Source organism: Pseudactinotalea sp. HY158 (assembly GCF_009660225.1).
Classification (GTDB): domain Bacteria; phylum Actinomycetota; class Actinomycetes; order Actinomycetales; family Beutenbergiaceae; genus HY158.
The window spans coordinates 3,452,339-3,478,047 of record NZ_CP045920.1 but is presented as its reverse complement, the minus strand read 5'-3'; the positions used below and the strand labels follow the sequence as shown (position 1 = coordinate 3,478,047).

24 protein-coding genes and 1 tRNA gene are annotated in these 25,709 nt (G+C 66.9%); 20 read left to right on the top strand and 5 right to left on the bottom strand.

Annotation, left to right across the window (positions count from 1 at the left end; translation table 11 throughout):
• Positions 1 to 72: 72 nt before the first annotated feature.
• Positions 73 to 825, top strand: a complete 753-nt coding sequence (locus tag GCE65_RS15385) for an AzlC family ABC transporter permease (RefSeq protein ID WP_153878993.1) — start codon at positions 73 to 75, stop codon at positions 823 to 825.
• On the top strand, positions 818 to 1,141 hold the full coding sequence (locus GCE65_RS15380) for an AzlD domain-containing protein (protein WP_153878992.1): 324 nt from the start codon (positions 818 to 820) through the stop codon (positions 1,139 to 1,141). Before GCE65_RS15385 ends, GCE65_RS15380 begins: the two co-directional genes overlap by 8 nt.
• A 143-nt stretch (positions 1,142 to 1,284) precedes the next feature.
• Here GCE65_RS15380 and GCE65_RS15375 read toward each other — a convergent pair whose 3' ends face one another.
• Together GCE65_RS15375 and GCE65_RS15370 are read right to left on the bottom strand one after the other, a co-directional pair.
• Entirely contained in the window at positions 1,285 to 2,070 is a 786-nt protein-coding gene (locus tag GCE65_RS15375; protein WP_153878991.1) for an MOSC domain-containing protein, read from the bottom strand.
• Positions 2,071 to 2,168: 98 nt separating this feature from the next.
• A tRNA-Gly gene (locus GCE65_RS15370) sits at positions 2,169 to 2,242 on the bottom strand.
• Positions 2,243 to 2,436: 194 nt separating this feature from the next.
• On the opposite strand from GCE65_RS15370, the gene pgi reads away from it, so the two are divergent.
• From pgi to GCE65_RS15335, 7 genes are all read left to right on the top strand, one after another.
• On the top strand, positions 2,437 to 4,119 hold the full coding sequence (gene pgi / locus GCE65_RS15365) for a glucose-6-phosphate isomerase (RefSeq protein ID WP_153878990.1): 1,683 nt from the start codon (positions 2,437 to 2,439) through the stop codon (positions 4,117 to 4,119).
• 23 nt (positions 4,120 to 4,142) lie between these two features.
• Entirely contained in the window at positions 4,143 to 4,730 is a 588-nt protein-coding gene (gene dcd / locus GCE65_RS15360; RefSeq protein WP_153878989.1) for a dCTP deaminase, read from the top strand.
• A 4-nt stretch (positions 4,731 to 4,734) separates the two neighbouring features.
• Positions 4,735 to 5,685 carry a hypothetical protein gene (locus GCE65_RS15355; protein ID WP_153878988.1) on the top strand — a complete coding sequence of 317 codons (951 nt, stop codon included), beginning with the start codon at positions 4,735 to 4,737 and terminating at the stop codon, positions 5,683 to 5,685.
• A gap of 537 nt (positions 5,686 to 6,222) precedes the next feature.
• Positions 6,223 to 7,146 (top strand): ABC transporter substrate-binding protein, encoded by a 924-nt coding sequence (locus tag GCE65_RS15350; protein ID WP_153878987.1) that lies wholly within the window; start codon positions 6,223 to 6,225, stop codon positions 7,144 to 7,146.
• A complete protein-coding gene (locus GCE65_RS15345) occupies positions 7,143 to 8,177 on the top strand; it encodes an amino acid ABC transporter permease (RefSeq protein ID WP_153878986.1) in 1,035 nt (344 codons plus the stop codon). Before GCE65_RS15350 ends, GCE65_RS15345 begins: the two co-directional genes overlap by 4 nt.
• Positions 8,174 to 8,938, top strand: a complete 765-nt coding sequence (locus tag GCE65_RS15340) for an amino acid ABC transporter ATP-binding protein (RefSeq protein WP_305071544.1) — start codon at positions 8,174 to 8,176, stop codon at positions 8,936 to 8,938. Before GCE65_RS15345 ends, GCE65_RS15340 begins: the two co-directional genes overlap by 4 nt.
• Before the next feature lie 197 nt (positions 8,939 to 9,135).
• The gene (locus GCE65_RS15335) at positions 9,136 to 10,020 is read left to right on the top strand and encodes an ABC transporter substrate-binding protein (RefSeq protein WP_194928743.1); all 885 of its coding nucleotides are present in this window, start codon (positions 9,136 to 9,138) and stop codon (positions 10,018 to 10,020) included.
• A gap of 93 nt (positions 10,021 to 10,113) precedes the next feature.
• On the opposite strand, the gene GCE65_RS15330 is transcribed toward GCE65_RS15335, so the two are convergent.
• A complete protein-coding gene (locus GCE65_RS15330; RefSeq protein WP_194928742.1) occupies positions 10,114 to 11,118 on the bottom strand; it encodes a D-isomer specific 2-hydroxyacid dehydrogenase family protein in 1,005 nt (334 codons plus the stop codon).
• Between the two features lie 194 nt (positions 11,119 to 11,312).
• Here GCE65_RS15330 and GCE65_RS15325 point away from each other — a divergent pair, with 194 nt between their 5' ends.
• Positions 11,313 to 12,077, top strand: coding sequence for an Asp/Glu racemase (locus tag GCE65_RS15325; RefSeq protein WP_153878983.1), 765 nt, complete (start codon positions 11,313 to 11,315; stop codon positions 12,075 to 12,077).
• Positions 12,078 to 12,174: 97 nt separating this feature from the next.
• Here GCE65_RS15325 and GCE65_RS15320 read toward each other — a convergent pair whose 3' ends face one another.
• Positions 12,175 to 13,422: an FAD-binding oxidoreductase gene (locus GCE65_RS15320; protein ID WP_153878982.1), complete on the bottom strand. Its 1,248-nt coding sequence runs from the start codon at positions 13,420 to 13,422 to the stop codon at positions 12,175 to 12,177.
• A gap of 233 nt (positions 13,423 to 13,655) precedes the next feature.
• Between GCE65_RS15320 and GCE65_RS15315 the strand changes: the two genes are divergently transcribed.
• Positions 13,656 to 14,630: a DUF6282 family protein gene (locus GCE65_RS15315; protein ID WP_153878981.1), complete on the top strand. Its 975-nt coding sequence runs from the start codon at positions 13,656 to 13,658 to the stop codon at positions 14,628 to 14,630.
• 235 nt (positions 14,631 to 14,865) lie between these two features.
• Here the strand turns inward: GCE65_RS15315 and GCE65_RS15310 are convergent, their stop codons facing one another.
• Complete coding sequence (locus GCE65_RS15310; RefSeq protein ID WP_153878980.1) at positions 14,866 to 15,558, bottom strand: GntR family transcriptional regulator; 693 nt, start codon at positions 15,556 to 15,558, stop codon at positions 14,866 to 14,868.
• A 112-nt stretch (positions 15,559 to 15,670) separates the two neighbouring features.
• Between GCE65_RS15310 and GCE65_RS15305 the strand changes: the two genes are divergently transcribed.
• The 9 genes from GCE65_RS15305 (at position 15,671) to GCE65_RS15265 (ending at position 25,668) form a co-directional block, all read left to right on the top strand.
• A complete protein-coding gene (locus tag GCE65_RS15305; protein WP_153878979.1) occupies positions 15,671 to 16,456 on the top strand; it encodes an SDR family oxidoreductase in 786 nt (261 codons plus the stop codon).
• 11 nt (positions 16,457 to 16,467) lie between these two features.
• Complete coding sequence (locus GCE65_RS15300; protein WP_153878978.1) at positions 16,468 to 18,159, top strand: thiamine pyrophosphate-binding protein; 1,692 nt, start codon at positions 16,468 to 16,470, stop codon at positions 18,157 to 18,159.
• Positions 18,160 to 18,283: 124 nt separating this feature from the next.
• On the top strand, positions 18,284 to 18,541 hold the full coding sequence (locus tag GCE65_RS15295) for a cupin domain-containing protein (protein WP_153878977.1): 258 nt from the start codon (positions 18,284 to 18,286) through the stop codon (positions 18,539 to 18,541).
• 8 nt (positions 18,542 to 18,549) lie between these two features.
• Positions 18,550 to 19,692 (top strand): diaminopropionate ammonia-lyase, encoded by a 1,143-nt coding sequence (locus GCE65_RS15290; protein WP_228760002.1) that lies wholly within the window; start codon positions 18,550 to 18,552, stop codon positions 19,690 to 19,692.
• Positions 19,693 to 19,709: 17 nt separating this feature from the next.
• Entirely contained in the window at positions 19,710 to 21,155 is a 1,446-nt protein-coding gene (locus GCE65_RS15285; protein ID WP_153878975.1) for an aldehyde dehydrogenase family protein, read from the top strand.
• Entirely contained in the window at positions 21,155 to 21,835 is a 681-nt protein-coding gene (locus tag GCE65_RS15280; RefSeq protein ID WP_153878974.1) for an aspartate/glutamate racemase family protein, read from the top strand. Before GCE65_RS15285 ends, GCE65_RS15280 begins: the two co-directional genes overlap by 1 nt.
• 5 nt (positions 21,836 to 21,840) lie before the next feature.
• Entirely contained in the window at positions 21,841 to 22,695 is an 855-nt protein-coding gene (locus GCE65_RS15275; protein WP_153878973.1) for a xanthine dehydrogenase family protein subunit M, read from the top strand.
• On the top strand, positions 22,692 to 23,219 hold the full coding sequence (locus GCE65_RS15270) for a (2Fe-2S)-binding protein (RefSeq protein ID WP_153878972.1): 528 nt from the start codon (positions 22,692 to 22,694) through the stop codon (positions 23,217 to 23,219). The genes GCE65_RS15275 and GCE65_RS15270 overlap by 4 nt, the downstream gene beginning before the upstream one ends.
• Positions 23,212 to 25,668 carry a xanthine dehydrogenase family protein molybdopterin-binding subunit gene (locus GCE65_RS15265; protein ID WP_194928740.1) on the top strand — a complete coding sequence of 819 codons (2,457 nt, stop codon included), beginning with the start codon at positions 23,212 to 23,214 and terminating at the stop codon, positions 25,666 to 25,668. The genes GCE65_RS15270 and GCE65_RS15265 overlap by 8 nt, the downstream gene beginning before the upstream one ends.
• Positions 25,669 to 25,709: the final 41 nt, after the last annotated feature.

The window sequence follows — 25,709 nt, the reverse complement described above, 5'->3', positions numbered from 1 at the left end:
CGTCTCCCCGATCCCAAGACGCGCCCGGGCCGACTTGCCAAGGCCGGGCGGCGTGCCGAAGCATGTCGACTCATGGGAGCAGCTGCGGGCCGCCGCGACGTGGACACGATCCGCGCCGTCGTGCTGCTCGGATGCGCCATGGCGCTCGTGGGCGTGGCCTACGGTGCGATGACGGTCGGCGTCGGCCTGCCCGTGTGGGTCGCGCCCGTGCTCGGCGTCATCGTGCTCGCCGGATCCTCGGAGATGCTCTACGTGGGCCTGGCGACCGCGACCTCGCCGTGGCTCGCCCTGCCCGCCGCGCTCCTCGTGAACGTGCGGCACGTGCCCTACGGCATGGCGGTGCGCCGCTACCTCGGCCACGGCCGCACCCGTGCGTGGCGTTCACACGTGATGAACGACGAGTCCGTGGCCTTCGCGCTCGCCGAGCGTGAGCCGGAGCGGGCGAAGCGCACCTACGGTCTCGCCGGGATCGCCGTGCTCATATCCTGGCCGACCGGGGCGTTCGTCGGGGGCCTCCTCGGCCGCGGGATCGACCAGGAGGCCTTCGGTCTCGACGCCATCTTCCCGGCCGTCATCCTCGCGCTCGTGCTGCCCGCGCTCAAGCGCGCCCGGATGCGCCCGGCGATCGTCGTGGCCGTGCTCGTCTCGGTGCCCGCGGCGCTGCTGCTGCCCCAGGGGCTCGGACCGATCGCGGGCCTGCTCGCCCTGCCGCTCGCCGTGTGGCGCACCCGGGACGCGCTCGCCCAACGGGCGGGCGAGGAGGGCGCAGCGGGTACGGGTCCGGCCGTTCCGTCCGGTCGGGCCGAGGACGGCGCCGATGGGTGAGCTGACCCAGATCCTGCTCGGCGGCCTCCTGCTCGGCATCGGCACGTACGCGATGCGCGCCGGCGGTGGCGAGATCGGCGACCGGATCGCGGCCTATCCCAGGTTCCAGCTCGCCGTCGAGGACGCCGCGATGCTCATCCTCGCCTCGGTCATGGCCACGAGCGCGCTGACCGACGGTCAGTCCTTCGCCGGGTGGGCCCGTCCCGCCGGGGTCGCGCTCTCCGGTCTGCTCGCCTGGCGCGGCGCCCCGCTGCCGATCGTGCTGCTCGTGGCGGCGGCGGCCACCGCGGGACTGCGTGCCCTCGGGATCGCCTGATGCATGTGGGTGGCCGTGACTACCTGCCAGGTGGTCGGATGGCCCCGGTCGTCTGACGCGCACCCATGTGGGTGGCCGTGACTACCTGTGGGGTGGTCGGATCGCCCCGGTCGTCTCATGCGCACCCATGTGGGTGGCCGTGACTACCCGAGGACCTCGACCGGGTCGCCCACGCTGATCCGCCCGGGCCCGTCCGCAACGAGGAGGATCCCGAAGCTCGGCTGCGGCCGCCCGAGCACCCGGGTCAGGGTGGTGAGCACGGGCGCGTCCCGCTCGCCCGAGACCGGATTCGCGTGCGTGGCCAGGCACCGGTTGATCGGCGCATGGACGGCGAAGCGCACCTCCCCGAGGCGGACCCGCCGGCCGATGAGGTCGTCCTCCGCCCATGCGGGCAGCCCCGCGACCGAGACGTTCGATCGGAACCGCCGCTCGTCCAGGTCGGTGCGCATGGCCCCCGCGAGTGCGTCCCGGCTCGAGCGGGAGTGGGCGCTGACGAAACCCTGGGGGCGGTCCTGGAACCGGGCGGAGCGACCGTCGCCCACGAGCGTGAGCGGGCCGAAGCGTTCCAGCCGGTCGGCGTCCTCGGTCCCGGCGAGGAAACGCGTGACCGCAGCGGTCAGGCGGAGGCGACCGGCGTCGTCCACACGCTCCTCGGCGAGCACCTCGCCGCCGGCCTCGAGCCGGACTCGCCCGGCGGCGTGGCGCAGGCGCAGGCGCACGAGCGAGGGGAAGTCTCGCACGCACAGGCCACCGCCCTTGGGCCAGTAGTCGAGGCCGTCGCGGTCCTCGGGCGAGAGGGCGTCCGGGAAGCGGAATGCGAGCACGCGGTCGCCGGCGATGCGGCCGTCGGTCTGCACGTCGAGGTGGTCGGCGGACTCGGGCGTGAACCCCTTGATCGGGTGGCGGTAGAGCGCGGCGACGTGCGGCATGCGGCCATTGTGCCGTGTGGCGCCGGCCCGTGCCGTACCCCGCGGGTCGGACGGAGCCGGATAGAGGCGGACGGAGCCGGACCGGGAAGTCACCGACGTGGAGCGGGTGACGGGAATCGAACCCGCGCTATCAGCTTGGGAAGCTGAAGTTCTACCATTGAACTACACCCGCAGCGCCCGATGGAGCACCGGACACCGCCCAGCATACCGAATGATCCGCCGGGCCCTCGACCATCCGGGCCCTCGACCATCCGGTCGCGCCCCCGGCTGAGTGGGCCGCCGGAGTCCTCGCCCGTCCGGCACGCGCGCCACTAGGCTGAGCGGAGCCGCAGTGGCCCAGCCGAGTGCATCCGCGAGGGAGAAGCCGTGACCGCATCGATCGACCCGACCACCACGCCCGCCTGGGCCGCGTTGAGCGCCCATGCCGAGAACCTGCGTCCGGACCTGCGCGGCTGGTTCGCCGCCGACCCCGGTCGGGCCGCCCGATTCACCCGCGAGGCCGGCGATCTGTGGGTCGACCTGTCGAAGAACCTCCTCACGCCCGACACGCTGCGGCTCCTGCTCGACCTCGCCGAGCAGACCCGCGTGACCGCCCGCCGCGACGACATGTTCGCCGGTGCGCACATCAACACCACCGAGGACCGCGCGGTGCTGCACACCGCGCTGCGACGACCGGCCGGTGCGGGTGAGCCCCTCGTCGTGGACGGCCAGGACGTGGACGCCGACGTGCACGCCGTGCTCGGGCGGCTCTACGACTTCGCGGGCCGGGTGCGCTCGGGGGAGTGGACCGGAGTGACCGGCAAGCGGGTCGAGACCGTAGTGAACATCGGGATCGGCGGCTCCGACCTCGGGCCGGTCATGGCCTACGAGGCCCTCAAGCCCTCCGTGCAGCTCGGCCTCCAGTGCCGGTTCGTGTCGAATATCGACCCGACCGACATCTCCGAGGCGCTGTGGGACCTCGACCCCGAGACCACGCTGTTCATCGTCGCGTCCAAGACCTTCACCACGCTCGAGACCCTGACGAACGCCCGGCTCGCCCGCACGTGGCTGCTCGAGAAGCTGCACGAGCGCGGCGTGATCGAGGCGAACGAGGAGAGCTACACCGGCGCGGTCTCCCAGCACTTCGTGGCCACCTCCACCGCCCTGGACAAGGTGGCCGAGTTCGGCATCGACACCGCGAACGCCTTCGGCTTCTGGGATTGGGTCGGGGGCCGCTACTCGGTGGACTCCGCCGTCGGGCTCAGCCTCGCGATCGCGATCGGCCCGGAGAATTTCGCCGACTTCCTCGCGGGCTTCGCGACGATCGACGACCACTTCCGCACCGCCCCGCCGGCCGAGAACCTGCCGCTGCTCATGGGCCTGATCAACGTCTGGTACGTCAACTTCCTCGGCGCCCACACCCATGCCGTGCTGCCCTACTCCCAGTACCTGCACCGGTTCCCGGCATACCTGCAGCAGCTGACGATGGAGTCGAACGGCAAGGGCGTGCGTTATGACGGCGCCCCCGTGGCCGCCCACACCGGCGAGGTGTTCTGGGGGGAGCCGGGCACCAACGGCCAGCACGCGTTCTACCAGCTCATCCACCAGGGCACACGGATCGTGCCGGCCGACTTCATCGCCGTGGCCAATCCGGCCCACGCGCTCGCCGACGGCGATCAGGACGTCCACCACCTGTTCATGGCGAACTATTTCGCCCAGACCAAGGCCCTCGCATTCGGCAAGACCGCGGACGAGGTGCGGGCCGAGGGCACCGCCGAGGAGATCGTGCCCGCTCGGGTGTTCACCGGCAACCGGCCCACGACCTCGATCCTCGCCCCGGAGCTGAGCCCGGGCGTGCTCGGCCAGCTCATCGCCCTCTACGAGCACATCACGTTCGTCCAGGGGGCGGTCTGGGGCATCGACTCCTTCGACCAGTGGGGCGTCGAGCTCGGCAAGCAGCTCGCGCAGCAGATCACCCCCGCCCTCTCCGGCGATGCCGCGGCACTCGACGGGCAGGACGCCTCCACGAAGGCGGCGATCGAGCGATACCTGGCCGAGCGTCGTCCCTGATCGACGGCAAGTAGGCTGACTGCGTGCTGCTCTCAGATCGCGACATCCGGACCGAGATCGCGGCCGGGCGGATCCGGCTCGACCCGTTCGAGCCGGAGATGGTCCAGCCCGCGTCCGTCGACGTGCGCCTCGACCGCTACTTCCGGCTGTTCGACAACCACAAGTACTCGGTCATCGACCCTGCGGCCGAGCAGCCCGAGCTGACCCGGCTCGTCGAGGTCGACCCCGAGGAGTCGTTCACGCTCCACCCCGGGGAGTTCGTACTCGCCTCGACGCTCGAGGTCGTCACGCTGCCCGACGACCTCGCGGCGCGGCTCGAGGGGAAGTCCTCGCTCGGGCGGCTCGGCCTGCTCACGCACTCGACCGCCGGGTTCATCGACCCCGGATTCTCCGGGCACGTGACCCTCGAGCTGAGCAACGTGGCCACCCTGCCGATCACGCTCTGGCCCGGGATGAAGATCGGCCAGCTGTGCTATTTCCGGCTCACGAGCGCCTCGGAGCTCCCCTACGGGGCGGGCGCCACCGGCTCGCGCTACCTCGGCCAGCGCGGTCCGACCGCCTCCCGCTCCCACCTGAACTTCCACCGCACCCGGATCACACCCGACGAGTGATGCGATGACCGCGATCCACCTGCTCCTGCTCGCCGAGGACGTGAGCGCCGCGGAACTCGAGGCGCTCGCCCTCTCCCGCGTGCACCAGGTGTTCCGGCCCGATCCCCGCACGCTCGCCTGGTCCGGCGCGGTCACGTGCACGGGCCCGCGGCCGCCCGCGCCCGCGGACCACGTGCCCGGTTGGGTGCGCCACGTCGTGGAGTTCCGCGTGCCGGCCGAGCGGGGCGGCCCGATCCCACCCGAACTGCGCACGGCCGGGAGCATCCTCGCGGCGTTCCCCGACGGCGAGCCGATCGGCCTCGAACGCGACACGGTCGAGCTGATCATGGCCTTCGCGCGGCGTCTCGGCGGTGCCGTGCGCACGAGCACGGGCCGACTCGTGGGCGCCCCGCCGATCCCCGATCTGCTGCTCTTCTCCGACACTCGGCTCGAGCCGGCCGCGGCGCGGGCCGCGCTCGCTCCCTTCGTCACGGTCCGTGGGGACGACGCCGCGGGCCCCCCGCCGCGACCCACCGTTCCCGAGGTGGTCGAGCACGGGCTCGACGACGGTCACCGGCGCTGGCTGCACGCGGAGGCGGACGCCTTCGACGCCCACGCGCTGGCCGAGCCGGGGCCGGGGAGCGAGTCCTATTCCGTGCACGCGCCGCAGGCCGACGGCGGCCTCGTCGTGCTCACGGTCGACGAGGCACCGGTCACGCCGATCGTCGTGGCCGATGCCGCCTGGGCCGGGGCGACCGCGTACGTCTACGAGGTGCGGTACTACGCGCCCCCACCGGTCCCGGAGCTCGAGCCGCAGGAGCGGGCGGCGTGGCTCGCGGCCCAGGAGGAATCGCTCGCGAACCCGGCGGTCGTGGCCGTGATCGAGAACTGCGCCTGGGCCGTGCGCAGCGCCCTCGGCGGCGTGGAGCGGGCGATCGTGTGCGACGACGACGGGTTCCTCGTCACCCTGGGCTGATCGCCCGGACTGATCGCCTGGGCGAGCCGGCTCAATCGGCCCAGTGAGCCCAGTGAGCCCAGTGAGCCCAGTGGGCCCAGTTGCCCGGTTGCGCAGCGGGTTCAGCCGACTCGGCCACGAGCGCAATGATGCCGAGCATCGCTACAGCGCATGTGATGCGCCCGCTGCGCGTGCCACATCTCGCGCGATCACCCCATCCCGGTCCACGAGAATTCGCAGGCCCCGAGGGAGAACGGGGCTGATGGGATCCACGGTCGCGAAGCGCCCTTCGTGGGCCTCGGTGTCGCACCCACATGGCGTAGGCATCACGGCGGCCAGGCCGTGGCAACCGAGTCCGGCGCGCGGTGGCCGGCCAGATGAGCAGGAGACACCGTTGCGGGTGAAGGCGCGCTCCGGCCGAGTTGCTGCGCAATCGAGAGGCAAAGAGGGGCTTGACACATTGGTCGTAGTCCTGCAACATGTCACCCAAGTATCATCATGATGCACATCACATGGGCGTGAACGCGACGACGCGTGTGACGATCTCAAGGAGAGACTATGCAACGGAAGTTCCTGACCGTCGGGCACAGAACCCTCGCTGTGACCGCAGCAGTCTGCCTTCTGGGCCTTGGAGCCTGCTCCGTCGACGGAGCAGAGGCCGAGGCAGGGCCGGACGGACCTTCGGAAGGCGGGACGAGCGGCAGTGGTGAGAGTTCCTCAGAGCTCGCCGCGATGCTTCCGAGTGATGTGCGGGATGACGGCGTCATCTCATGGGGCGTCGAACCGTACTACCCACCCTTCACGATGTCGGAGGACGGCGGGACCGACGTCATCGGCATCAACGTCGATCTTGCCGAGGAGCTCTCCGCTCTCCTCGGCGTCGAGGCGGAGGTCCTGCCCGGAAGCTTCGACGGCCTGATTCCCGGGATCCAGTCGGAACGCTATGACGTAGGAATCGCGACCATGGCGGACACCGAAGAGCGCCGCGAGCAGGTCGACTTCATCGATTACTTCCAGAGCGGCTCCGCGATCTTCGTCAAGCCGGGGAACCCGCTCAACATCGAAGGCATGAACGACTTGTGCGGTCACTCGGTTGGCGTCGTCAAGGGCACCTTCCAGGTTATCGACGCGGAGACCCAGGCGGAACTCTGCGATACGGACGGGGCGGGGAAGCTGGACGTGCAGGTCTTCAACGAGCAGGCGGGAATGTTGCTTGCTCTGAGCAGCGGGCGCACCGAAGTCATGCTCATGGACTACGTCGCAGGCAGCTACGCAGCTACGACGGAAGGTGGTGAGCAGTTCGAGATGACGGGCGAGATCGAAACCCCTCAGCGTAAGGGCATGATCGTCTCGCCCGAGCGCTCCGAGTTGCGTGATGCAGTCCAGGCCGCCATGCAAGCTCGTCGAGAACGGTCGGTATTTGGAGATCCTCGAGGAGTGGGGTCAGGAGAGCGGCGCTCTCGAAACGATCACGATCAATGACGGAAACTGAGACGCAAGCAATGATGAAGTCGCAAGCCCCACCACACACCGCTAGAAGTGCTCAAGAGGCTGAGGAGTTGCGCGGTGGCCCTCCGGAAGCAGATGTCGGGACCTTCCAGATGATCCCACGCCGACGCTATGGTCGCTGGGTCGGTGCAGCACTGATCCTGTGGCTCTTCGTCCTGGTTGTCAACAGCCTCGCCCGTAATCCTCGTATGGAGTGGGGGGTGGTGCGCGAATACTTCTTCAGCACGTCCGTGGTCACGGGCCTCCTCCACACGCTCAACCTGACGTTCTGGATCATGGTGCTCGGGATCCTTCTCGGCACGGTGCTCGCGATCATGCGCCACTCCGGCAATCCGGTGCTTGTCGCAGTTGCATCATTTTACGTATGGGTCGTGCGAAGCCTGCCGCCGCTCGTGCAACTACTCATCTGGTATAACCTTGCCGCGGTATACCCTGAGATAACTGTCGACCTACCCATCGTTGGTCAGGTATTCTCAGGCAGTGCGAACGACTTCATTACGCCGTTCACGGCCGCGCTCCTTGCGTTGGGACTCAACGAGGGCGCCTATATGGGAGAAATTATCCGATCGGGGATATCCTCTGTCGATCCCGGCCAGGTAGAGGCGGCGAAGGGCCTTGGGTTCAGCGGAGCCAAGACGATGAGGCGGGTCATCCTCCCGCAGTCGCTGCGCGTCATCATCCCGCCGACCGGAAACGAACTGATCACCGTGCTCAAGGTGACCTCGCTGGTCAGCATCATCTCGATGACGGATCTTCTATACTCCGTGCAACTCATCTACTCGAAGACGTTCCAGACCATCCCGCTACTCGTTGTCGCCTGCATCTGGTACCTCATCGTCACATCGTTTCTAGCGGTATTCCAGGGGACGCTCGAGCGGCGTCTCGCCCCGGAGCGCACAGTCGGGACGACCACGTGGTCGCAGCGGATGTTGAGTGGCGTGAATCGGCTCACTGCGGTGAGTGGGCGTGCGGGACGACGGTCCGACGAGGGAGGTTCCAAATGAGCAATCTTATGGTGGACGCGCGAAAGGTTCGAAAGAGCTTCGGGTCCAACGAGGTACTCAAGGGAATAGACTTTCAGGTGGAGGCGGGCAAGGTCGTATGTTTGCTCGGAGCGTCCGGATCGGGTAAGAGCACATTCTTGCGTTGTATCAACCACCTTGAACGCATCAACGGTGGCGTCTTGTATGTCGACGGCTCTCCGGTCGGGTTTCGCCAGAAGGGAACCAAGCTCTACGAGCTCAAGGAGAAGGAGATCGCTCGCGACCGGGCCGAGATCGGAATGGTGTTTCAACGCTTCAACTTGTTTGAGCACCGCACCGCGCTCGAAAACGTGATCGAGGCGCCCATACAGGTTCGCAAGGTGGAGCGGGCGCAGGCTGTCGCGAGGGCAGAGGAGCTTCTTGCGCGGGTGGGTATGGCCGACAAGGCATCGTCCTACCCGCGACATCTCTCCGGAGGGCAGCAACAGCGGGTAGCCATTGCGCGGTCACTTGCGATGCAGCCGAAGCTCATGCTCTTCGACGAGGCCACCTCCGCGCTCGACCCCGAACTCGTGGGAGAGGTCCTCGACGTGATGCGCCAACTGGCTGCTGGTGGCATGACGATGATTGTGGTGACTCACGAGATCAATTTTGCACGTGAGGTAGCAGACGAAGTCGTGTTCATGGACGCCGGCGTCGTCGAGGAGCAAGGTCCCCCGGCCGAGGTGCTCGGAAACCCGCAGAGTCCACGAACCCAATCGTTCCTCGCGAAGGTTCTCTAGATCGACACCGTGTTCTATAGGAGTTGAGTTGCGCCTACGTGGGCGTGCCTACCTGGCCGGGAAGGCACTGCCCACGTGGGCGTCTCAGTTGTCGACGCCGAGGTGATGAGGGCGGAGAGGGTCTCGCCGAGGCCTCCTCGGCCGGGCCGACCTGGCCATACCCGATCCTGCGAAGGAGCAGCATGCGTCTAGAATCGATGAAGACCAAAGGCCGCAGAGCCACCCTGATGGTGGTCGTGGCGCTGGCAGCATCGGCCTGTGGGGGAGTGCCCGAGAGCGATCCAGTGGCGGACCGGACGGCTGCTGCACGTGGGCCATCCGCCTTACTCCCCGACGATGTTCGAGAAGATGGCGTGATCCACTGGGGTGTCGAACCGTATTTCCCGCCGTTCACGATGTCGGGGGATGATGATCAGACTGTGGTCGGCATCAACGTCGATCTTGCCGACGAGTTGTCTGCCGTACTCGGAGTCGAATCCGATGTGATCCCAGGCAGCTTCGACGGACTGATTCCCGGCATCCAGTCCGAACGCTATGACATAGGGATCGCGACGATGGCGGACACCGCCGAGCGACGTGAGCAGGTCGACTTCATCGACTACTTCGAGAATGGTTCCGGAATTTTTGTCCGGATCGATAGTCCGTTGGGTATCGAGCACTTGGCCGACCTGTGTGGTCATGTGGTTGGTGTGGTGAAGGGTACCTACCAGGTGGGCGACGCGGAGGATCAGGCCGATCGATGTGCCGATGACGGGCTCGGGCAACTCGAGGTTCAGGTCTTCAACGAACAAGCGGCGATGATCCTGGCGCTGACGAGTGGGCGCACCGAGGCGATGCTGATGGAGGACGTCGCAGGCCTCTATGCCGCGACCGCGGCCGGATCGGAATTCGAGATCACGGGGGAGGTCCAAGACCCGAAGCGCAGCGGAATGATCGTCTCGAAGGATCGGCCCGAGCTGCGTGCTGCCGTGCAAGCCGCGATGCAGCAGCTCATGGATCGCGGCCGGTACCTGGAGATCCTGGAGTCTTGGGGTCAAGAGGGCGGAGCCATCGGGGTGGCGACGCTCAACGACGCTCGGTGAGATCCCATTGGAGCGCGGCCCATAGCGGCGGGCTGCGCACCAATGGGACGTCCGCCTGCGCGAATGAGGTGCCCGAGCATGACGGGATGCTGATCAGAGCAGTCGCAACGAGGTCACCTGGTTCACGACGCTGCGCGGGAGGTCGCCCCGTAGGGCCGCGTCCAGCGATCGCAGCGCGCCGTCGAGCATCTGCTGCTTGCTTTCGTGAGTGGAGCCGGCCAGGTGCGGGGAGAGGAGGACGTTCTCGAGGTCTGCCCAGCGATGCGCGCCGATCAGAGGCTCGTCCGAGAAGACGTCGAGCGCGGCGGCCTTGATCGTGCCCGCCACCAATGCCGCGTGCAGGGCATCCTCATCCACCACCTGCCCGCGGGCAGTGTTGACGATGACTCCGTCGGTACCGATGCGCCGGAGGTTCTCGGCATCGACAATGTGTCGGGTCTCGGGAGTGAGCGGTAGGTGGATGCTCACCACATCGGCCCGTTCACACAGTTCCGCGACGCTCTGTACGCGTTCGACCGGTGCCCCGCCATCGATGGAGTCGACGTCGACGAACGCGTCGAAATAGAGGATGCGGTCGACTCCGAATGCGTGGAGACGGCGGGCCACTCCTTGCCCGATCGCACCGAAGCCGAGGATGCCGATCGTGCGGCCGCCGACATCGTAGACCCCTTCCGCCGACGCCTCGACCATCCGCCATTCCCCGGCCCGGGTGCGTTGATGATTGAGGGTGAGGTTCTTGAGGCAGGCGAGCGCGGCCATCACCGCCCACTCGGCCACACCGCGTGCATTCGCGCCGGGTGTATTCGCTACGGGCAAGCCGAGAGCAGCGGCATGGGTAACGTCGATCGAGTCATATCCTGCGGTCGGGTGCACGACGATCCTGCTGCGGTTCGCAGCATCCAGAGCGTGACGGTCGAGCTTGAGCTCAGCTGTCCAGTCCCCGAGAATGAGGTCGGCCTCGGCCAGATCTCGGGCGAGTTGCTTCGGATCGCGGGAGGAATAGCGGAGCTCGTGCGGACTCATCGACGCGTGGCGCCGCTGGTACGGCCCTTCGACGATGCTTCGGGGGCTCGTACTCAAGATGACAGGCAGCGGCATTGCCAACTCCGTTGTTCGTGGACGGCTCTGGCCTCTTCGGGCCGAGACCCTCAAGAGACCGGTCGGTAACATGTTAGGATTATGCGAAGCGCGGGTCAACCCTCGAAGGCGGCGGATCCGGGCTGGTCCTCATGTCAGAGCCACAGGATTCCGGTGATGTTGCCGGAGTGAGAGAGTAAGGGAGCACGTTGAAGATGACACCTCAGTTCCAGCCCGATAGGTACGGAACGCGCGCTCGGATCGGCCTGGTGTACATGGCTTCCAGCGTTGTGATGGAGCCGGAAATGTACGCGATGGCAGCCGATGACGTGTCGATCCACACCAGTCGACTCACTCTTCCCAGCGTGACGGTCGATGGCATCGATGCGATGATGCGGTCGCCCGAACTCGAATCAGCAGTGCGACTCTGCGGGCAGGCGCCGCTCGACTCGATGGTCTTCGGAGGTACGAGCGCCTCGTTTCTCCATGGGACCGCCTGGGATCAGGCACTCATCGAGAAGATGACCGAATGGAGCCCGGTCAGGTCGACGACCACCAGCACGGCCAGTCTCGCCGCGTTGGCAGAGGTGGGTGCCTCCAAGATCGCGCTCGTGACACCGTACGTGCCCGAGGTGGTCCACCGTGCCGAGAAGTTCTTCGGAAGTAACGGCTTCCCGGTCCAGCGAAGCCTCGGCTTGGGGATCACCAGCGATTGGGAGCTCGCCGAGGTTCCCCTGGAGCAGGTTTACGACATGTGCCTCGAAGTCGACGGCGATGACATCTCCGCTATCTTCATCAGCTGCACCAACCTGCGGAGTGTCGGTGCGATCGCTGCGATCGAACAGGCGATCGGCAAGCCGGTGGTCAGTGCTATCCAGGCTTCCTTCTGGCACTGTCTCAACGTGGCCGGCGTCGAGGGGGGAGCAGCGCCGGGCTACGGTCGGCTGTTCGACGCCAAGATGGAGCAGGTCCGGCAGTAGCCCTTCTGAGCCGCGTGGCGTGCCCGGCCCGGTGTCCTCGCGCCGGACGTGGTGCGCGGGCACCGCAGCGGGTGCGACATGGAACGATCGAGGGGCGTCAGCGTAGCGGGTCGAACGGGGAGAGTTGCGGTGAAGGGCGCCCGGTCACGATCATCTCTGCCAGGAGGCTCGCTGTCGCAGGAGCTTGCGTGACTCCCCACATGCCATGGCCGCCGTGCGCATAGATACCGCGCGGTCCGAGCCCACCGATCACGGGAAGGCCATCGGCCGTGCACGGGCGTGAGCCCATCCACTCATCACGCCGGTCGTCGAAGTCGAGGCCGGTGAGCAGACTCCGGGCTGAATCTATGATTGCCTGGATCCGTCGCCGGCTGCTCGGCGCGTCTGGATTCTGGATCTCCATCATTCCGGAGATGCGTGCGCGGCCGTTGAGCGGCGTACACACGACCCGCTGCTCGGGCAGGTAGACGGCTTGTCCCGGCATCCGCCGACCAGTGACCGAGAAGCTGTAGCCACGTCCGCCATGGATGGGTACTCTCACTCCGAACGGTCGGACCAGTCTGTCGAGCCAGGCACCTGTGGCGATCACGACGGCGTCGAAGGAGTGGTCCTCGCCGTTGGTCAGGACGAGTCGGTGAGGTGAGTCGACTACTACGTGCTCAACGGCCGTACCCCGCAGGATCCGGCCGCCATGATCGATGATCGTGGCTGCGAGTTCGTGGGCGAACGCTCCTGGGTCGATGAACCGTTCGCCCACGACTTCGGCAGCGGCGCGAATCTCGGATGACAGTGCTGGTTCACGTTCACGCGCTTCGTCGTCGTCGAGGAGGGTCAGTTCGATGTCCTGGCCCATTGTGCGAGCCTGCTCGAGGTCTGAGACGAGGGCCTGTCTCTCCGCGTCCGAGCGGAACCCGGCCAGGTAGGACCCGCGCGCGGCGAACCCGACCCCCGAATCGGCCAATTGGTCGTACGCTGCGACGGCCGCGAGGTTGATTGGAGCGAGCGCGCGCATCCCCGATCGCCATCGCCGGGACGTGCAGTTGCGCGCGAACGCGGCGAGGAAGTGCAGCGTGCGTGGGTTCGCCGTCGGGGGGATGAAGACCGGCGAGGTGGGCTTGAGTACAGCGCGCAGACCGTAGCGCAGCACGGCCGGGGAGGGCAGCGGTGTCGCCATGCTCGGGGTGACCCAGCCGGCATTGCCCTGAGTGGCACCGGCTGCCACGCCGCTGCGATCGATGACCGTGACGCTGATGCCACGGCGCTGGAGAGCCCACGCGGTGGCCAAGCCGACGACGCCCGCGCCGATGATGCCGACCGAGCTCGGGGGTGTGAAATGTGCAGCCATAGCGCGCCTTCCTTGGGGACGGTTCGGTCGGACGGGGCACGGTCAGCCCTGTTCAACACTTAAAGCCATGTGATATGTTACTCATGTAGGCATGGCAGTGCGCAACCGAGAGCGTGCTGCTGGCCGCTTCGCGACGAGGCGACCAGATCTTCCAGCCTCACGGCGCCTCTGCGCCACGCGTCGCGCTCAGCAGCGCAAGGCACGCATCCCGACAACCCAATTGAAGAGGAAACATGTCCGTCATTCCCCACGAGCCTCAGGACACTGGAACCGCCAAGCCGATCACGCTCAAGGGCCACGGTGGTGAACTGGTCTCCTTGCGAGGTGCCGTCGACCTGCACCTGCACACGTATCCCGATCTTTTCCCGCGGCTCGTCGACGACATCGAGCTGGCGCGATTCGCTGCGCAGTCCGACATGCGAGCCGTTGTCATCAAGTCCCACATCGAGAGCTCCGTCTCCCGGGCGTACCTGGCGCAGCAAGTCGTGCCCGAAGTGCTCGTCTTCGGTGGGATCGTGCTCAACTCCTACGTGGGCGGGATCAACCCGGCGGCCGTGGATACCTGCCTCAAGCTTGGCGGCAAGATCGTGTGGATGCCCACGATCGATTCGGCGTACCACGCACTCAAGCACGGCGGAACCGGCAAGTACGACTCCCAGGCCGGAGGACGCGTGTTCAGTGATGGCATATCGATCATCGACGACAACGACAAGCTCATCCCGGACATGTCTGAGGTCATCGAGATCACCGCCGAGTACGGTGCAGCGATGGCGACCTCGCATCTCTCGCCCAAGGAGATCAAGATCCTCGTGCCGGAGGCGCTCAAGCGCGGAGTCGAGAAGGTCATTATCACCCACCCGTACTTCAAAGTGCCGATGCTCGAGCATGAGGACGTCGTGGAGTTGGCCAAGCTCGGGGCGATGCCCGAGTTCGAGTACTGCGGGATGTCACCGGCGTGGCAGTACCAGTCGCCCGAGCGTGTGGTCAAGACCATCCAGGCCGTCGGCGCCTCCCGCTGCCTGCTCGTTTCGGACTCAGGCCAGCGCCACAACCCTCCGGGTCCAGAGGCATTGCGTGTCCTCGCCCAGACGCTGTACGAAAAGGGCATCCCGCTCGACGATGTGGTCGGAATGCTGGTGGACAACCCCGCATACGTGCTTGGCCTCGACGGGTACACCGGTCAGCGCACGACACCCGTGGAGGGATGAGGAGCCGCGATTGAGCGAGGGGTGACGAGCCGCCGTCCTGATCGCACACCGAGCCGGCCGGCTCGTCTCCCCTCCGGAGCGAGCCGGCCGGCTTGCGCCTGGTACTCCGGACGTTCGCTGCGCAGCCGAAGCCTCCTGTGTGCGCGGGCCTCAACCGCGTTGCTCGTGCGGCCCGACGCCGCCTGGTGGCGAGGCACCCCCAGGCGCGCGCCCAGACCCGAATGGCGCCCCGCTTCTAGAACGACGACACCCAGCTGGTCAGTGCGCGTTCCCGCACCAGATCCAGGTGTTCGGCCATTCGCTTACTCGCCAGCGCTCCATCGCCGTTGTCGAGGGCGTCGACGATGTGCAGGTGTTCCTCGTGGATCAGGTCCGGCCGGGGCGTGCCGATCCCGGCGTACTGCATCCGGCGCACGTCGTTATACAACTCGTCGAACGTGGCGAGGAGGCGGGGGCTTCCCGCAGCGACGAGGATGGTGCGGTGGAATGAGCGCGACACGTTGTCGTACTCGAGGGTCATCTCGTCGGCATCGGGGAGCTTGAGGCCCCGCAGTTCGAGTAGGTCGCTCCTCGACAAGCGCTTCGCGGCGAGTTCGATGCCCGCTGTCTCCAGCAGCCGGCGCATGAAGAAGATGTCATGGACGTCGCGCGGCTCGATCGGACGAACCAGGTACCCCTTGTAGGCGATCGCGGAGACGACGCCCTCATGCTCGAGCAGGGCGAGCGCTTCTCGTACCGGCGTGCGAGACACCTCGTACTGATTCGCGAGCGCCGTGAGCTGGACCATCTCCCCGGGGCGAAGCCGAGCTCGAATGATGTCTTCGAGGATCCTGCTACGCACGTGCTCGACGAGCGTCTCCGACCTCTCGCCTCGGGTCTTGCGGCCGTCCGGCTTGGCCGGCGGCTGCTCTTCGCTGATGTTCGTCATGGTTCTCCTCAGTTGGGCAGGCGCCCGAACGACTCGCCTTGCCTTCCGTGGCTAAAGGCAATATGTTACATGTATCTAGATCGTGCGTACCTAACGATGGGACACAGTAGACATGGATCTTGGCCTGAAGAACAAGGGAGTGCTCGTCACTGCGGCATCTCGCGGTCTTGGTCGGGCCTCTGCGCTCGCGCTGGGTGCGGAGGGTGCGCGAGTGGCACTGGCGGCACGGAGCGTGGACACTCTGCACGACTTGGCGGAGGAGATCAATGCGGGGCCGGGCGAGGCGATCGTCCTTCCGTTCGACCTGTCCGCCCCCGACTCGTCAGAGCGCCTGGTCGATGACGTCACTGCCGCCTGGGGGCGGCTGGACGCGGTCGTTGTGAACGCGCCCGGGCCGCGCTCGGGCCCGGCGCACACGCTGAGCGACGCGGACTGGTCGTCCGCCATCGACCTGGTGCTCATGTCCGCGGTACGTCTCAGCCGTGCGGCTGCCCGCGTGATGATCCCGCAGGGAGAAGGACGTATCACGTATATCAGCACGATCGGTGTGCGCACCGTGCAGCCGGAAATGGTGCTCTCGAACGCGACCAGGCTCGCAATCATGGGCCTGGCAAAGACGATGTCCCTCGAACTGGCGGAGCACGGGATCATCGTGAACCAGGTGGCCCCCGGCCCTATCGAAACGGACCGCATGGATGAACTCTTCGCGCAGACCGCCGAGCGCGCCGGCATCGACCTCGAGGCCGCCAGGAAGCTGTGGACAGATGAGGTGCCACTGCGTCGAATGGGCCGAGCGGAGGACGTCGCTGCATTCGTTGCCTACCTCTCGTCCCCGGTCTGCGGCTTCACTACGGGCGCCGTCATCCCCGTGGATGGCGGCAAGTCACGAGCCTACTGAATTTCACCAACATGCATGCTGCAAACGGGAGGCAATACTCAATGAACCGGGGTAACACACGGCCCAGAGAGGGTGGGGACGCGCTGATCGCGGCGCTCGCACGGCACGGCATCACGAGCTTGTTCTCGGTTTCCGGTGGTCCGATCAACTCGGCCTACTACGCGACCACACGACACGACATGCGTATCGTGCACGTGCGCCACGAGGCGGCGGGCGGCTTCATGGCGGACTCTGTCTACCGGTCCACCGGCGTACCTGGCGCCGTGCTCGCAACGCTGGGACCCGGCGTGGCCAACACGGTGACCCCGGCCGCCTGCGCAATGTCGGCCGGCGTGCCCATGCTCATCATCGGCGGCCAGGCAGGCACCCGCGTGTTGCATCGTGGCGCGGGCATGGAGATGGACACGATGAGCATCATGCGTCCGGTCACCAAATGGGCCGCGCAGGTGCTCCATGCCGACCGGATCCCAGAGTTCGTGGACGAGGCGTACCGCCGGATGATGGCGGGAACACCCGGGCCGGTCTACCTCGAGATCCCCACGGACGTGCTCTCATCCCAGCTCGACGACGACACGCCACCGTCGCCGTGGACGGACCCGGCCCCGGCCGCGCCGGATGAGCGTGTCATGACGCAGGTCCGCGGGCTGATCGAACATGCGAAGCGACCCGTCCTCATCGCCGGTGACGGCGTATTCCATTCCGGTGCGCACGAGGGGCTGCGCGAGTTCGTGGCCCGAGCAGAGATCCCGGTGGCGACGCTGCGACTCGGCCGCGGAGCGATCGACGAGCGGCACGACCCATGGTGGTTCGGCCCCGCCTACATCCCCTGCAACCCCGTACTCTCAGACTCCCTCGAGGAGGCCGACCTCGTGGTGCTCCTCGGGCACCACTGGGAATTCGACCTCGAGTTCGGATCCGGTCTGGGAGCGGCGACAACCGTCGTCCAGGTGCACCGTGATCCCGCAGCACTGGGACGTAACGGACGCGCAGACGTGGCTGTGAACGCGGACTCGGGACCGTTCATCGCAGCCTTGGCCGAGCTGACCGCCGGTGATCGCGACGGCGAATGGACCCGTGGCCGAGCCACCGCGTGGCAACAGGAACAGGCCCGCCTGACGACGCAGACCCGGCAGGCGCCCGAGGGCGAGGAACGCCCTCACCCGCTCGCCGTCATCGACGCGGTGATCGCCGCGGCCCCGGCCGATGCGCGCTTCATCACGTCGCACGGCAATGTGGACTTCTGGGCGGACCCACGAATCCCGGTGAGTGCGCCACAGACCTACCTGCGCAGCGGCCAGAGCGGCGCCCTCGGTGCGGAGCTGCCGTACGCGGTGGGTTCGGCGCTCGAGAATCCGGACAGCCCGTCGATCCTCTTCGTCGGTGACGGAGCCGTGGGGTATCACCTGGTCGAGATCGAGACCGCTGCACGATTCGGTGCACCCGTCATCGTCGTCGTACTCGATGACAACAGCTGGGGCGCCATCGCGATGCCGCAGCGCATGTCGTACGACGTGGAGGTCGCACTCGAACTCCCCCCGCGCGACTGGGCGGCCGTGGCGACGGGCCTGGGAGCCCGCGGCTACGACGCCACGGTCGACACGGTCGGGGCGATCCTCCAGCAAGCCGTCGCAAGCGGCGGGCCGGCCATCGTCCATGTACCCATCCGGCCCACGCTGAGCCCGTACATGGCGCACATCTCCTGACCAGGCTCAGAAAGAGCGGCGTCACACACTTCAGAAAGGGGCACCAGTGCACATCTACCGACCTGCCGACGCAGATCGATTCGAGCCGACGGGCCATTACGGCCACCTCGAAGTCTCCAACATCGTGACCCGGGACATCGCCCAGTTCGCGACCCAGTTCTCGTTCTGCCCCCCGGGCGGGGGCGGGCACATGCATCACCACGACGACGACGACCAGCTGTTCGTCGTCGTCAAGGGCGAGTTGACATTCGACACAGGCGAGGAGCGCTTCACGCTCCAGGAAGGAGAGGCCGTGCTCTTCCATGCCGGCGATCCGCACTTCACCGTGAACGAGTCGCAGGACGACAGCATCTCCCTAGTCGTCACGGTCGGTGCCAAATGAGCGGCTACGTGATCACCCCGAAAACCGTCGCGCAGGTCGACGTGACCGATCCGGGTCGCCCCCGCGACTTCCACTCGCGCCTGCCCGACTACCGCCCCAGCAATCTAGTGGAACTTCCCACGGTGGCTGCCAAGCTGGGGATCGCCGAGGCGTGGGTCAAGGATGAATCCGCCCGTATGGGCCTCCCCTCCTTCAAGGTGCTCGGAGCCTCCTGGGCGACGTATCGAGCACTGGAAGAGGCCGCTGGCGGCACCTTCGACGGCTGGCGTAGCACCGATGAACTTGCGCGGATGGTCCAGGAACGCACGAAGGTGCGACGGCTGTCGGCCGCCACGGACGGGAACCACGGACGCGCGGTCGCACGGATGGCCACCTGGCTGGGCATGACTTCGGACATCTTCGTGCCCCTCGGAACGGTCGACGCCCGGATCAGGGCCATCGAATCCGAGGGGGCGACGGTGACCGTCGTCGACGGCAGCTACGATCAGGCCGTCGCCCGGGCCGCCGAAGAGGCGGGCGAAGACTGCTTCGTCATCTCGGACACGTCATGGGAGGGCTACCGCGACATCCCGGGCTGGGTCATCGACGGTTACTCTTCGATCTTTGACGAGGCCGAGGAGCAGTTCGCGCAGAGCGGTCGGGACTACCCCGACGCCGTGGTCGTCCAGATCGGCGTCGGCGCCTTGGCCGCGGCCGTCGTCCGGTACCACCGCGGACCGGGCGGGCCCGGATCGAAGATCCTCGGCGTCGAGCCCGAGTCGGCCGCGTGCGTGCTCGCATCGGTGCGGGGAGGGGAGATGACGTCCGTACCGGGACCGCATCCGTCGATCATCGCCGGGCTGAACTGCGATTCGCCGTCCGTCATCGCCTGGCCGCACCTGTCCACGGGCATCGACGCCTATGTAGCGATCAGCGACGACGACGCTCGCCAAGCGATGCGGGATCTTGCGGCCGAAGGAATCGTGAGCGGTGAGACGGGCGCAGCCGGGCTCGCCGGTCTGACCGTCGCCGCGAGCATCGACGAGATCGTCGAGACACTCGCTCTCGACCACAGCAGTCGCGTGTTGATCATCTCCACCGAGGGCGCGACCGACGAAGCAGCATTTGCAACCATCGTGGGCCGATCTGCATCAGCAGTGGCCGCACAGTAGTGACCAGGAGGCCCAGCATGGCAACAATCCACGCCCCGTTGTTCATCGGGGGAGAAGAACTGGAAGCGGGCCGGGAAGGCACCGCCACGACGTACGATCCGGCGACGGGCAAGGAATTCGCAACCTACGCCGTCGGTGGAATCGAGGACGTCGACCAGGCCGTCGCCGCAGCCCGGGACGCATTCGACTCGGGACCATGGCGCAGACTCAAGCCCTTCGAGCGTGGACGGATCCTTCATCGGATCGGTGAGGGGCTGCTCGCTCGCCGGGAGGAGATCGCTCGCAATCTCGTGCTCGACAGCGGTAAGCCACTCCGGGACGCATACTGGGAGGTGGACTGCTCGGCTCGGTTCTTCGAGTTCTATGCCGGTGCATGCGACAAGCTCCAGGGCACTTCGGTACCGCTGGGACCGGGTGTCATGGATTGGACCATCCGTGAACCGATCGGTGTGAGTGCCCAGATTGTCCCGTGGAACTATCCGCTGCAGGTAGCCGTGCGTGGCGTGGCCCCGGCGCTGGCGACCGGATGCACCGTGGTGATCAAACCCGCCTCGGAGACCCCGCTGGCGCTCCGCGAGCTCGCCCAGATCTGCCGGGAGGTGGGGCTCCCGAAGGGTGTGCTCAATATCGTCGCCGGCTCCGGGTCTGTCGTCGGGGACCGGCTCGCACGCCACCCCGGCGTCGACCAGGTCACGTTCACCGGCTCGGTCCAGGTCGGCCGTCGAGTTTCGGAGGCGGCCGCCGTGAACGCCGTGCCGGCGAACATGGAACTGGGCGGCAAGAGCCCACAGCTACTCTTTGCCGATGCCGACCTCGATACCTCGCTACCGATCGTGCACTCCGGCATGTACCTTCACGCGGGTCAGGTGTGCAATGCCGGAACCCGCCTGCTCGTCGAGCGCAGCCGCCACGACGAGGTCGTCGAACGCCTGCACCGCATGAACACGGCCATGACACTCGGGCGCGGCCTGGACGACCCCGACATGGGGCCCGTCGTCAGCGCAGGGCAGAAGCGCACGGTCGAGGAGTACATGGCCATCGCCAGAAGCGAGGGTCAGCTCCTCGAGGGTGCTGAACTACCCGGGGACTCCTCGCTGAGCGATGGCTATTTCGTGCGTCCGTCGCTCGTGGTGGCTGCCGGCGCCACCGCCCGCGTCACCCAGGAAGAGATCTTCGGGCCCGTGCTGTCGGTCGTGCCGTTCGACACCGCGGAGGAGGGAATCACGATCGCCAACGACTCCGAGTTCGGGCTGGTCGCCGGTGTGCACACGACGAACATCTCTACCGCCATGTTGGCTGCTCAGGAACTGGCCGCCGGCCAGGTGTGGATCAACAGCTTCGGCGTCGGCCTCGACGTCGAGTTCCCGTTCAGTGGCTACAAGCGCTCTGGATTCGGCCGGGAGAAGGGCCTGGAGGCCCTCGACGGCTACCAGCAGGTGAAGAACGTCGCTGTGGCGTTCTGATGGCGGCTCGTCGAATCGGCGTCATCGTTCCGTCGTCCAACACGGTTGTCGAGCAGGACTTTGCGGCCTCGCAGATACCGGGCGTGAGCGTGCACACGGCTCGGATGTACCTCGCCGAGACGACGGCGGAGAAGGAGAGGGAGATGATCTCGATCCACGCTCCGCGCGCGGCCCGTGACCTGGGCACGGCCGCGTGCGATGTCGCCGTCTTCGCCTGCACTTCGGCGGGGGCTCTCATCGGGCTCGATGGCGAAGCGCGTCTCGTCGCGGAACTCGCCGAGGTCGCCGGCTGTCCGGTGATCAGTACGAATGAGGCAGTCGCGCGAAAGCTCAAGGAGATCGGCGCCGAGCGGGTGGCCGTCGTGACGGCCTACATCGACGAACTCAACATCGGCATCCGCCGCACGCTCGAGGAGCGTGGCGTGCACGTGACCGAGATCCACGGGATGGGCATCACCGACAACGTGGCGATCGCAGACGTCGGTCCAGCACAGATCGTCGAGTTCGCGCGCCGACACATCGACGATCGAGACATCGACGCGCTCTTCGTCTCCTGCACGAACCTGCCGGCGATGGAGTCGCTCGATGCCCTGACCGCCGAGTTCGGCGTCCCGGTGATCACCAGCAACTCGGCCACGATCGATGCCGTGCGAGAGTCAACGTTCAGAAGGGTCAAGTAGCCGATATGAAACCCCCCGTATTCGAGTACGAGCGACCCGAGACGGTCGAGGAGGCCGTCTCCCTCCTCGCCCGTCACGGTGAGGACGCGAAAGTGCTCGCCGGTGGACAGAGCTTCGTCCCGATGCTCAACCTCCGCCTCGCGCGCCCCGGCGTGGTGATCGACATCGGCCGCCTCGACCTGCGGCACGTCGAGGTCTCCGGTGACGGCCTGCGGCTGGGTGCCCTCGTGCGCCACAGGCAGGTCGAGACCGATCCGCTCGTGGCGACGGCAACACCCCTGCTCGCGCAGGCCGCGCCGCACATCGGTCACCTCTCCATCCGCAATCGGGGGACCGTCGGCGGCAGCGTCGCCCACGCGGATTCGACCGCCGAAGTGTCCCTGTGCGCGCTGGCCGCCGGCGCCGAGATCATCGTCGCCAACAGTCAGGGGCGGCGTGCCATCGCTGCCGACGGCTTCTTCCTCGGGCCGTTCACGACGGTGCTCGAGCCCGAGGATCTCCTTGTCCAATTGCGGTTCCCGCGGGCGAGGGCCGGGGATCGTCATGGTTTCGCGGAGGTCTCACGCCGCTCCGGAGACTTCGCCCTCGCGGCCGCTGGGTTTGTCGTGGGGGCTCCGGGTGCCGGGGCGTCGGTGCGGGTGGCTGTCGTGGGTGCCGGACCGGTGCCGACCCTGGTGACACTACCGGGCCCCCCGCCAGAGACCGCTGAGGACCTTGATGACCTGGCCGACGGCATCGTGGTCCGGCTGGCCGGCGACGGCCGGAGCGCACTTCCCCCGTTCCGGCGACGGCTGCTTCGATCCGTGATTGTCGATGCGGGTGTCCGGGCAATGAACTTTCAGAAGGAGGATGTGGCATGAAGGTGAGGCTGACCGTCAACGGCGAGGATCGCGAGGTCGAGGTCGAGCCGCGCAGGCTGCTCTCGGACGTGCTTCGGCACGAGTTGGACTGCCAAGGGGTTCACCTCGGCTGCGAACACGGCGTGTGCGGTGCCTGCACCGTGATCATGGACGGCGTCGCGGTGCGTTCGTGTCTGACGCTTGCCCCGCAGGCCGAGGGCACAACGGTGCTGACCACCGAAGGCCTCGGCACGCCCGAACATCCGTCGGTGGTGCAGCGCGCGTTCAAGACCGAGCACGGTCTGCAATGCGGATTCTGCACGCCGGGGTTCGTGTGCGCCATCACGGCGATGTTGGACGATGTCGACGAGATGGACGACGGGGAACTGCGTGAGGCGCTCGCCGGGAACATCTGCCGCTGCACCGGCTACGCGAACATCGTCAAGGCCGCCCGACGTGCGGCGGCAGAACGAGACGAGTCCGACTCGGTTATACGGCAGGGAGGCGGCTGTTGTGGAGAGCAGCGGGGGTGCTGCAATGGCTGAGGCGCCCAAGGGCCTCATCGGGGAGAGGATTCCCCGGCTCGAGGACGATCGGCTGACCACGGGGCGAGGCCGCTATCTCGATGACCTCACCCCCGTGGGCACCCTGCACCTGCGGTTTGTCCGCAGCCAGCGGGCCCATGCCAGGCTCACCGCCGTCGTGCCCGGTGAATACGAGCCGCTTCCGCCTGAGGCGATCGTCATCACCGGCAAGGACGTACTCGGGCTGGGTATCCAGGCAGACGCACGAGTGGTGCCGAAGGTGATCGAGCCGCACCAGCGTTACGACGACAACCGCCCGACGGAGCTGGACCCGGCCTGGCAAAGCTCCTTGCAGCCCGCGCTCGCCCATGAGGTGGTGCGCTATGTGGGGGAACCGATCGCAGCGGTGCTCCATCCTGACCCATACGTGGTCGAGGACGCCGCTGAGGCGGTGAGCGTCCATTACGAGGACCTTGAGCCGGTGATCGATATGCGCGGGGCTCTTGCCGCAGATGCGCCGATCGTGCACGAAGGCTGGCGCGACAATGTCTTCATTCGCCGCCACCGCACCTACGGCGACCTCAAGGCAGCCCGTGAACGCGGCAAGCACACGGTGCGGATCACCACCCGCACGAACCGGCAGGCCGGGGTGCCGTTGGAGAACCGCGGCTGCCTCGCCATGCCCGATGCCACCGGGCGGGGCGTGGTGCTGTGGACCTCTTCGCAAATGCCGCACCTGGTGCGCACCTATGTCTCCAGGGCCCTGGGTATTCCCGAGAACCTCCTGCGCGTCATCGCCCCGGAGGTCGGGGGCGGCTTCGGCGTCAAGGGGCACGTCTTCCCCGATGAGGTGCTCGTCAGTGAACTTGCGCGCCGTCTCCAACGGCCTGTCAAGTGGACCGAGGATCGGGTCGAGCACCTGCTCAGTTCGATCCATGCCCGCGACCACGCACATCGGCTCGAGGCATTCGTCGACGACGATGGACGAGTGCACGGCATCCGAGCCCAGATCGTGGTGGATGCCGGCGCGTACTCGGTCTTCCCATGGACGGCCGGAAGTGATTCCGGCATGGTCCCCAAGGTGATGATCGGCCCATACGACATCCAGGATGTCGAGTTCGAAGACATCGCGATCGCGACCAACAAGAGCCCGCTCGGAACGTACCGAGGCGTGGGCCGGCCGTCAGCGACCTTCTCGATCGAGCGACTCATGGACACCGTCGCGGAGCAGCTGGGATTGGATGCGGTCGAGGTGCGGCGGCGCAACTTGATCACCGAGTTTCCCTACCGGGCCGCAAACGGTCTGCTGTATGACTCGGGCTCGTACCTGGACACGCTCAATAAGGTGAGTGAGGAGCTCGACTGGGAGGTAGCACGGGCCACCGACCAGGGAGGGCAGCGCTACCGGCGTGGGGTCGGTGTCTCTGTGTTCAACGAGCAGACGGCGCACGGTACGCCCGACTTCGAGGTACGCGGTACCCCGATCGAGACCGGCTACCAGGGTATGCGGGTGGAGATCAACCCCGATGGCACCTCTGTCATCTTCATGGGGCTGCAGTCGCACGGCCAGGGCCTGGAGACCACGCTCGCACAGGTCATGGCCAGTGAGCTCGGCGTGCTCCCCAGCACGGTCAAGGTCGTTCACGGTGACACCGGCAACAGCCCGTATAGCGTCGGAACATGGGGTAGCCGCGGTGCGGTCCTCGGCGGTGGGGCCGTGGCTCGCGCAGCCCGTGAGCTGCGAGCCAAGGTGCTGAAGATCGCCGCGTTCCGGCTCGACGTTGCCGAGGACGACCTCGAGATCGAGCGCGGTGTCGTCCGGGTGAAGAAGAATCCGAGTCAGTTGCGCACGATTGCGCAGATCGCGGAGATCGCCATCCGGCGAGCCGCGAAGATGCCGCCGGGGCTCGCTCCGGGTCTCGATGCCCTGGCATATGTCGACGGTCCGGACCGGGGCACGTTCTCCAACGCCTGCCATGGCGCTCAAGTGGTGTTGGATACGTGGACCGGGCGAGTGCGGATCGAGCGGTACGTCGTGGCCGAGGACTGCGGCACGATGCTCAATCCCACGATTGTCGAAGGGCAGGTTCAGGGTGGGGTTGCACAGGGAATCGGGAACGCGCTTCTTGAGGAATTCAACTACTCGGACGACGGTCAGCCCATGAGCGCAACCTTCATGGACTACCTCATGCCGACGGCCACGGACGTGCCCGCCCTGGAGATCCACCACTTCGACTCGCCCTCGCCGTGGACGGAGAACGGAGTCAAGGGGATGGGCGAGGCAGGGGCGATCGGCCCCCTCGCGGCCGTTGCTGCGGCGGTCAGCCATGCTGTCGGAGCCCAGCTGTACGAGACTCCGATGCAGATGGAGCGGGTGTTCGCGATCCAGGAGGGTGACGTACCCGAGCACCTCACGTGGGAGTACTGGCATGAATGCCCGCGCCTTCGGGGCTTCTGGGACGACTTCTGAGGCACACGATGGCAGCAGGCAGCACCCGCTTGGAACGGGCC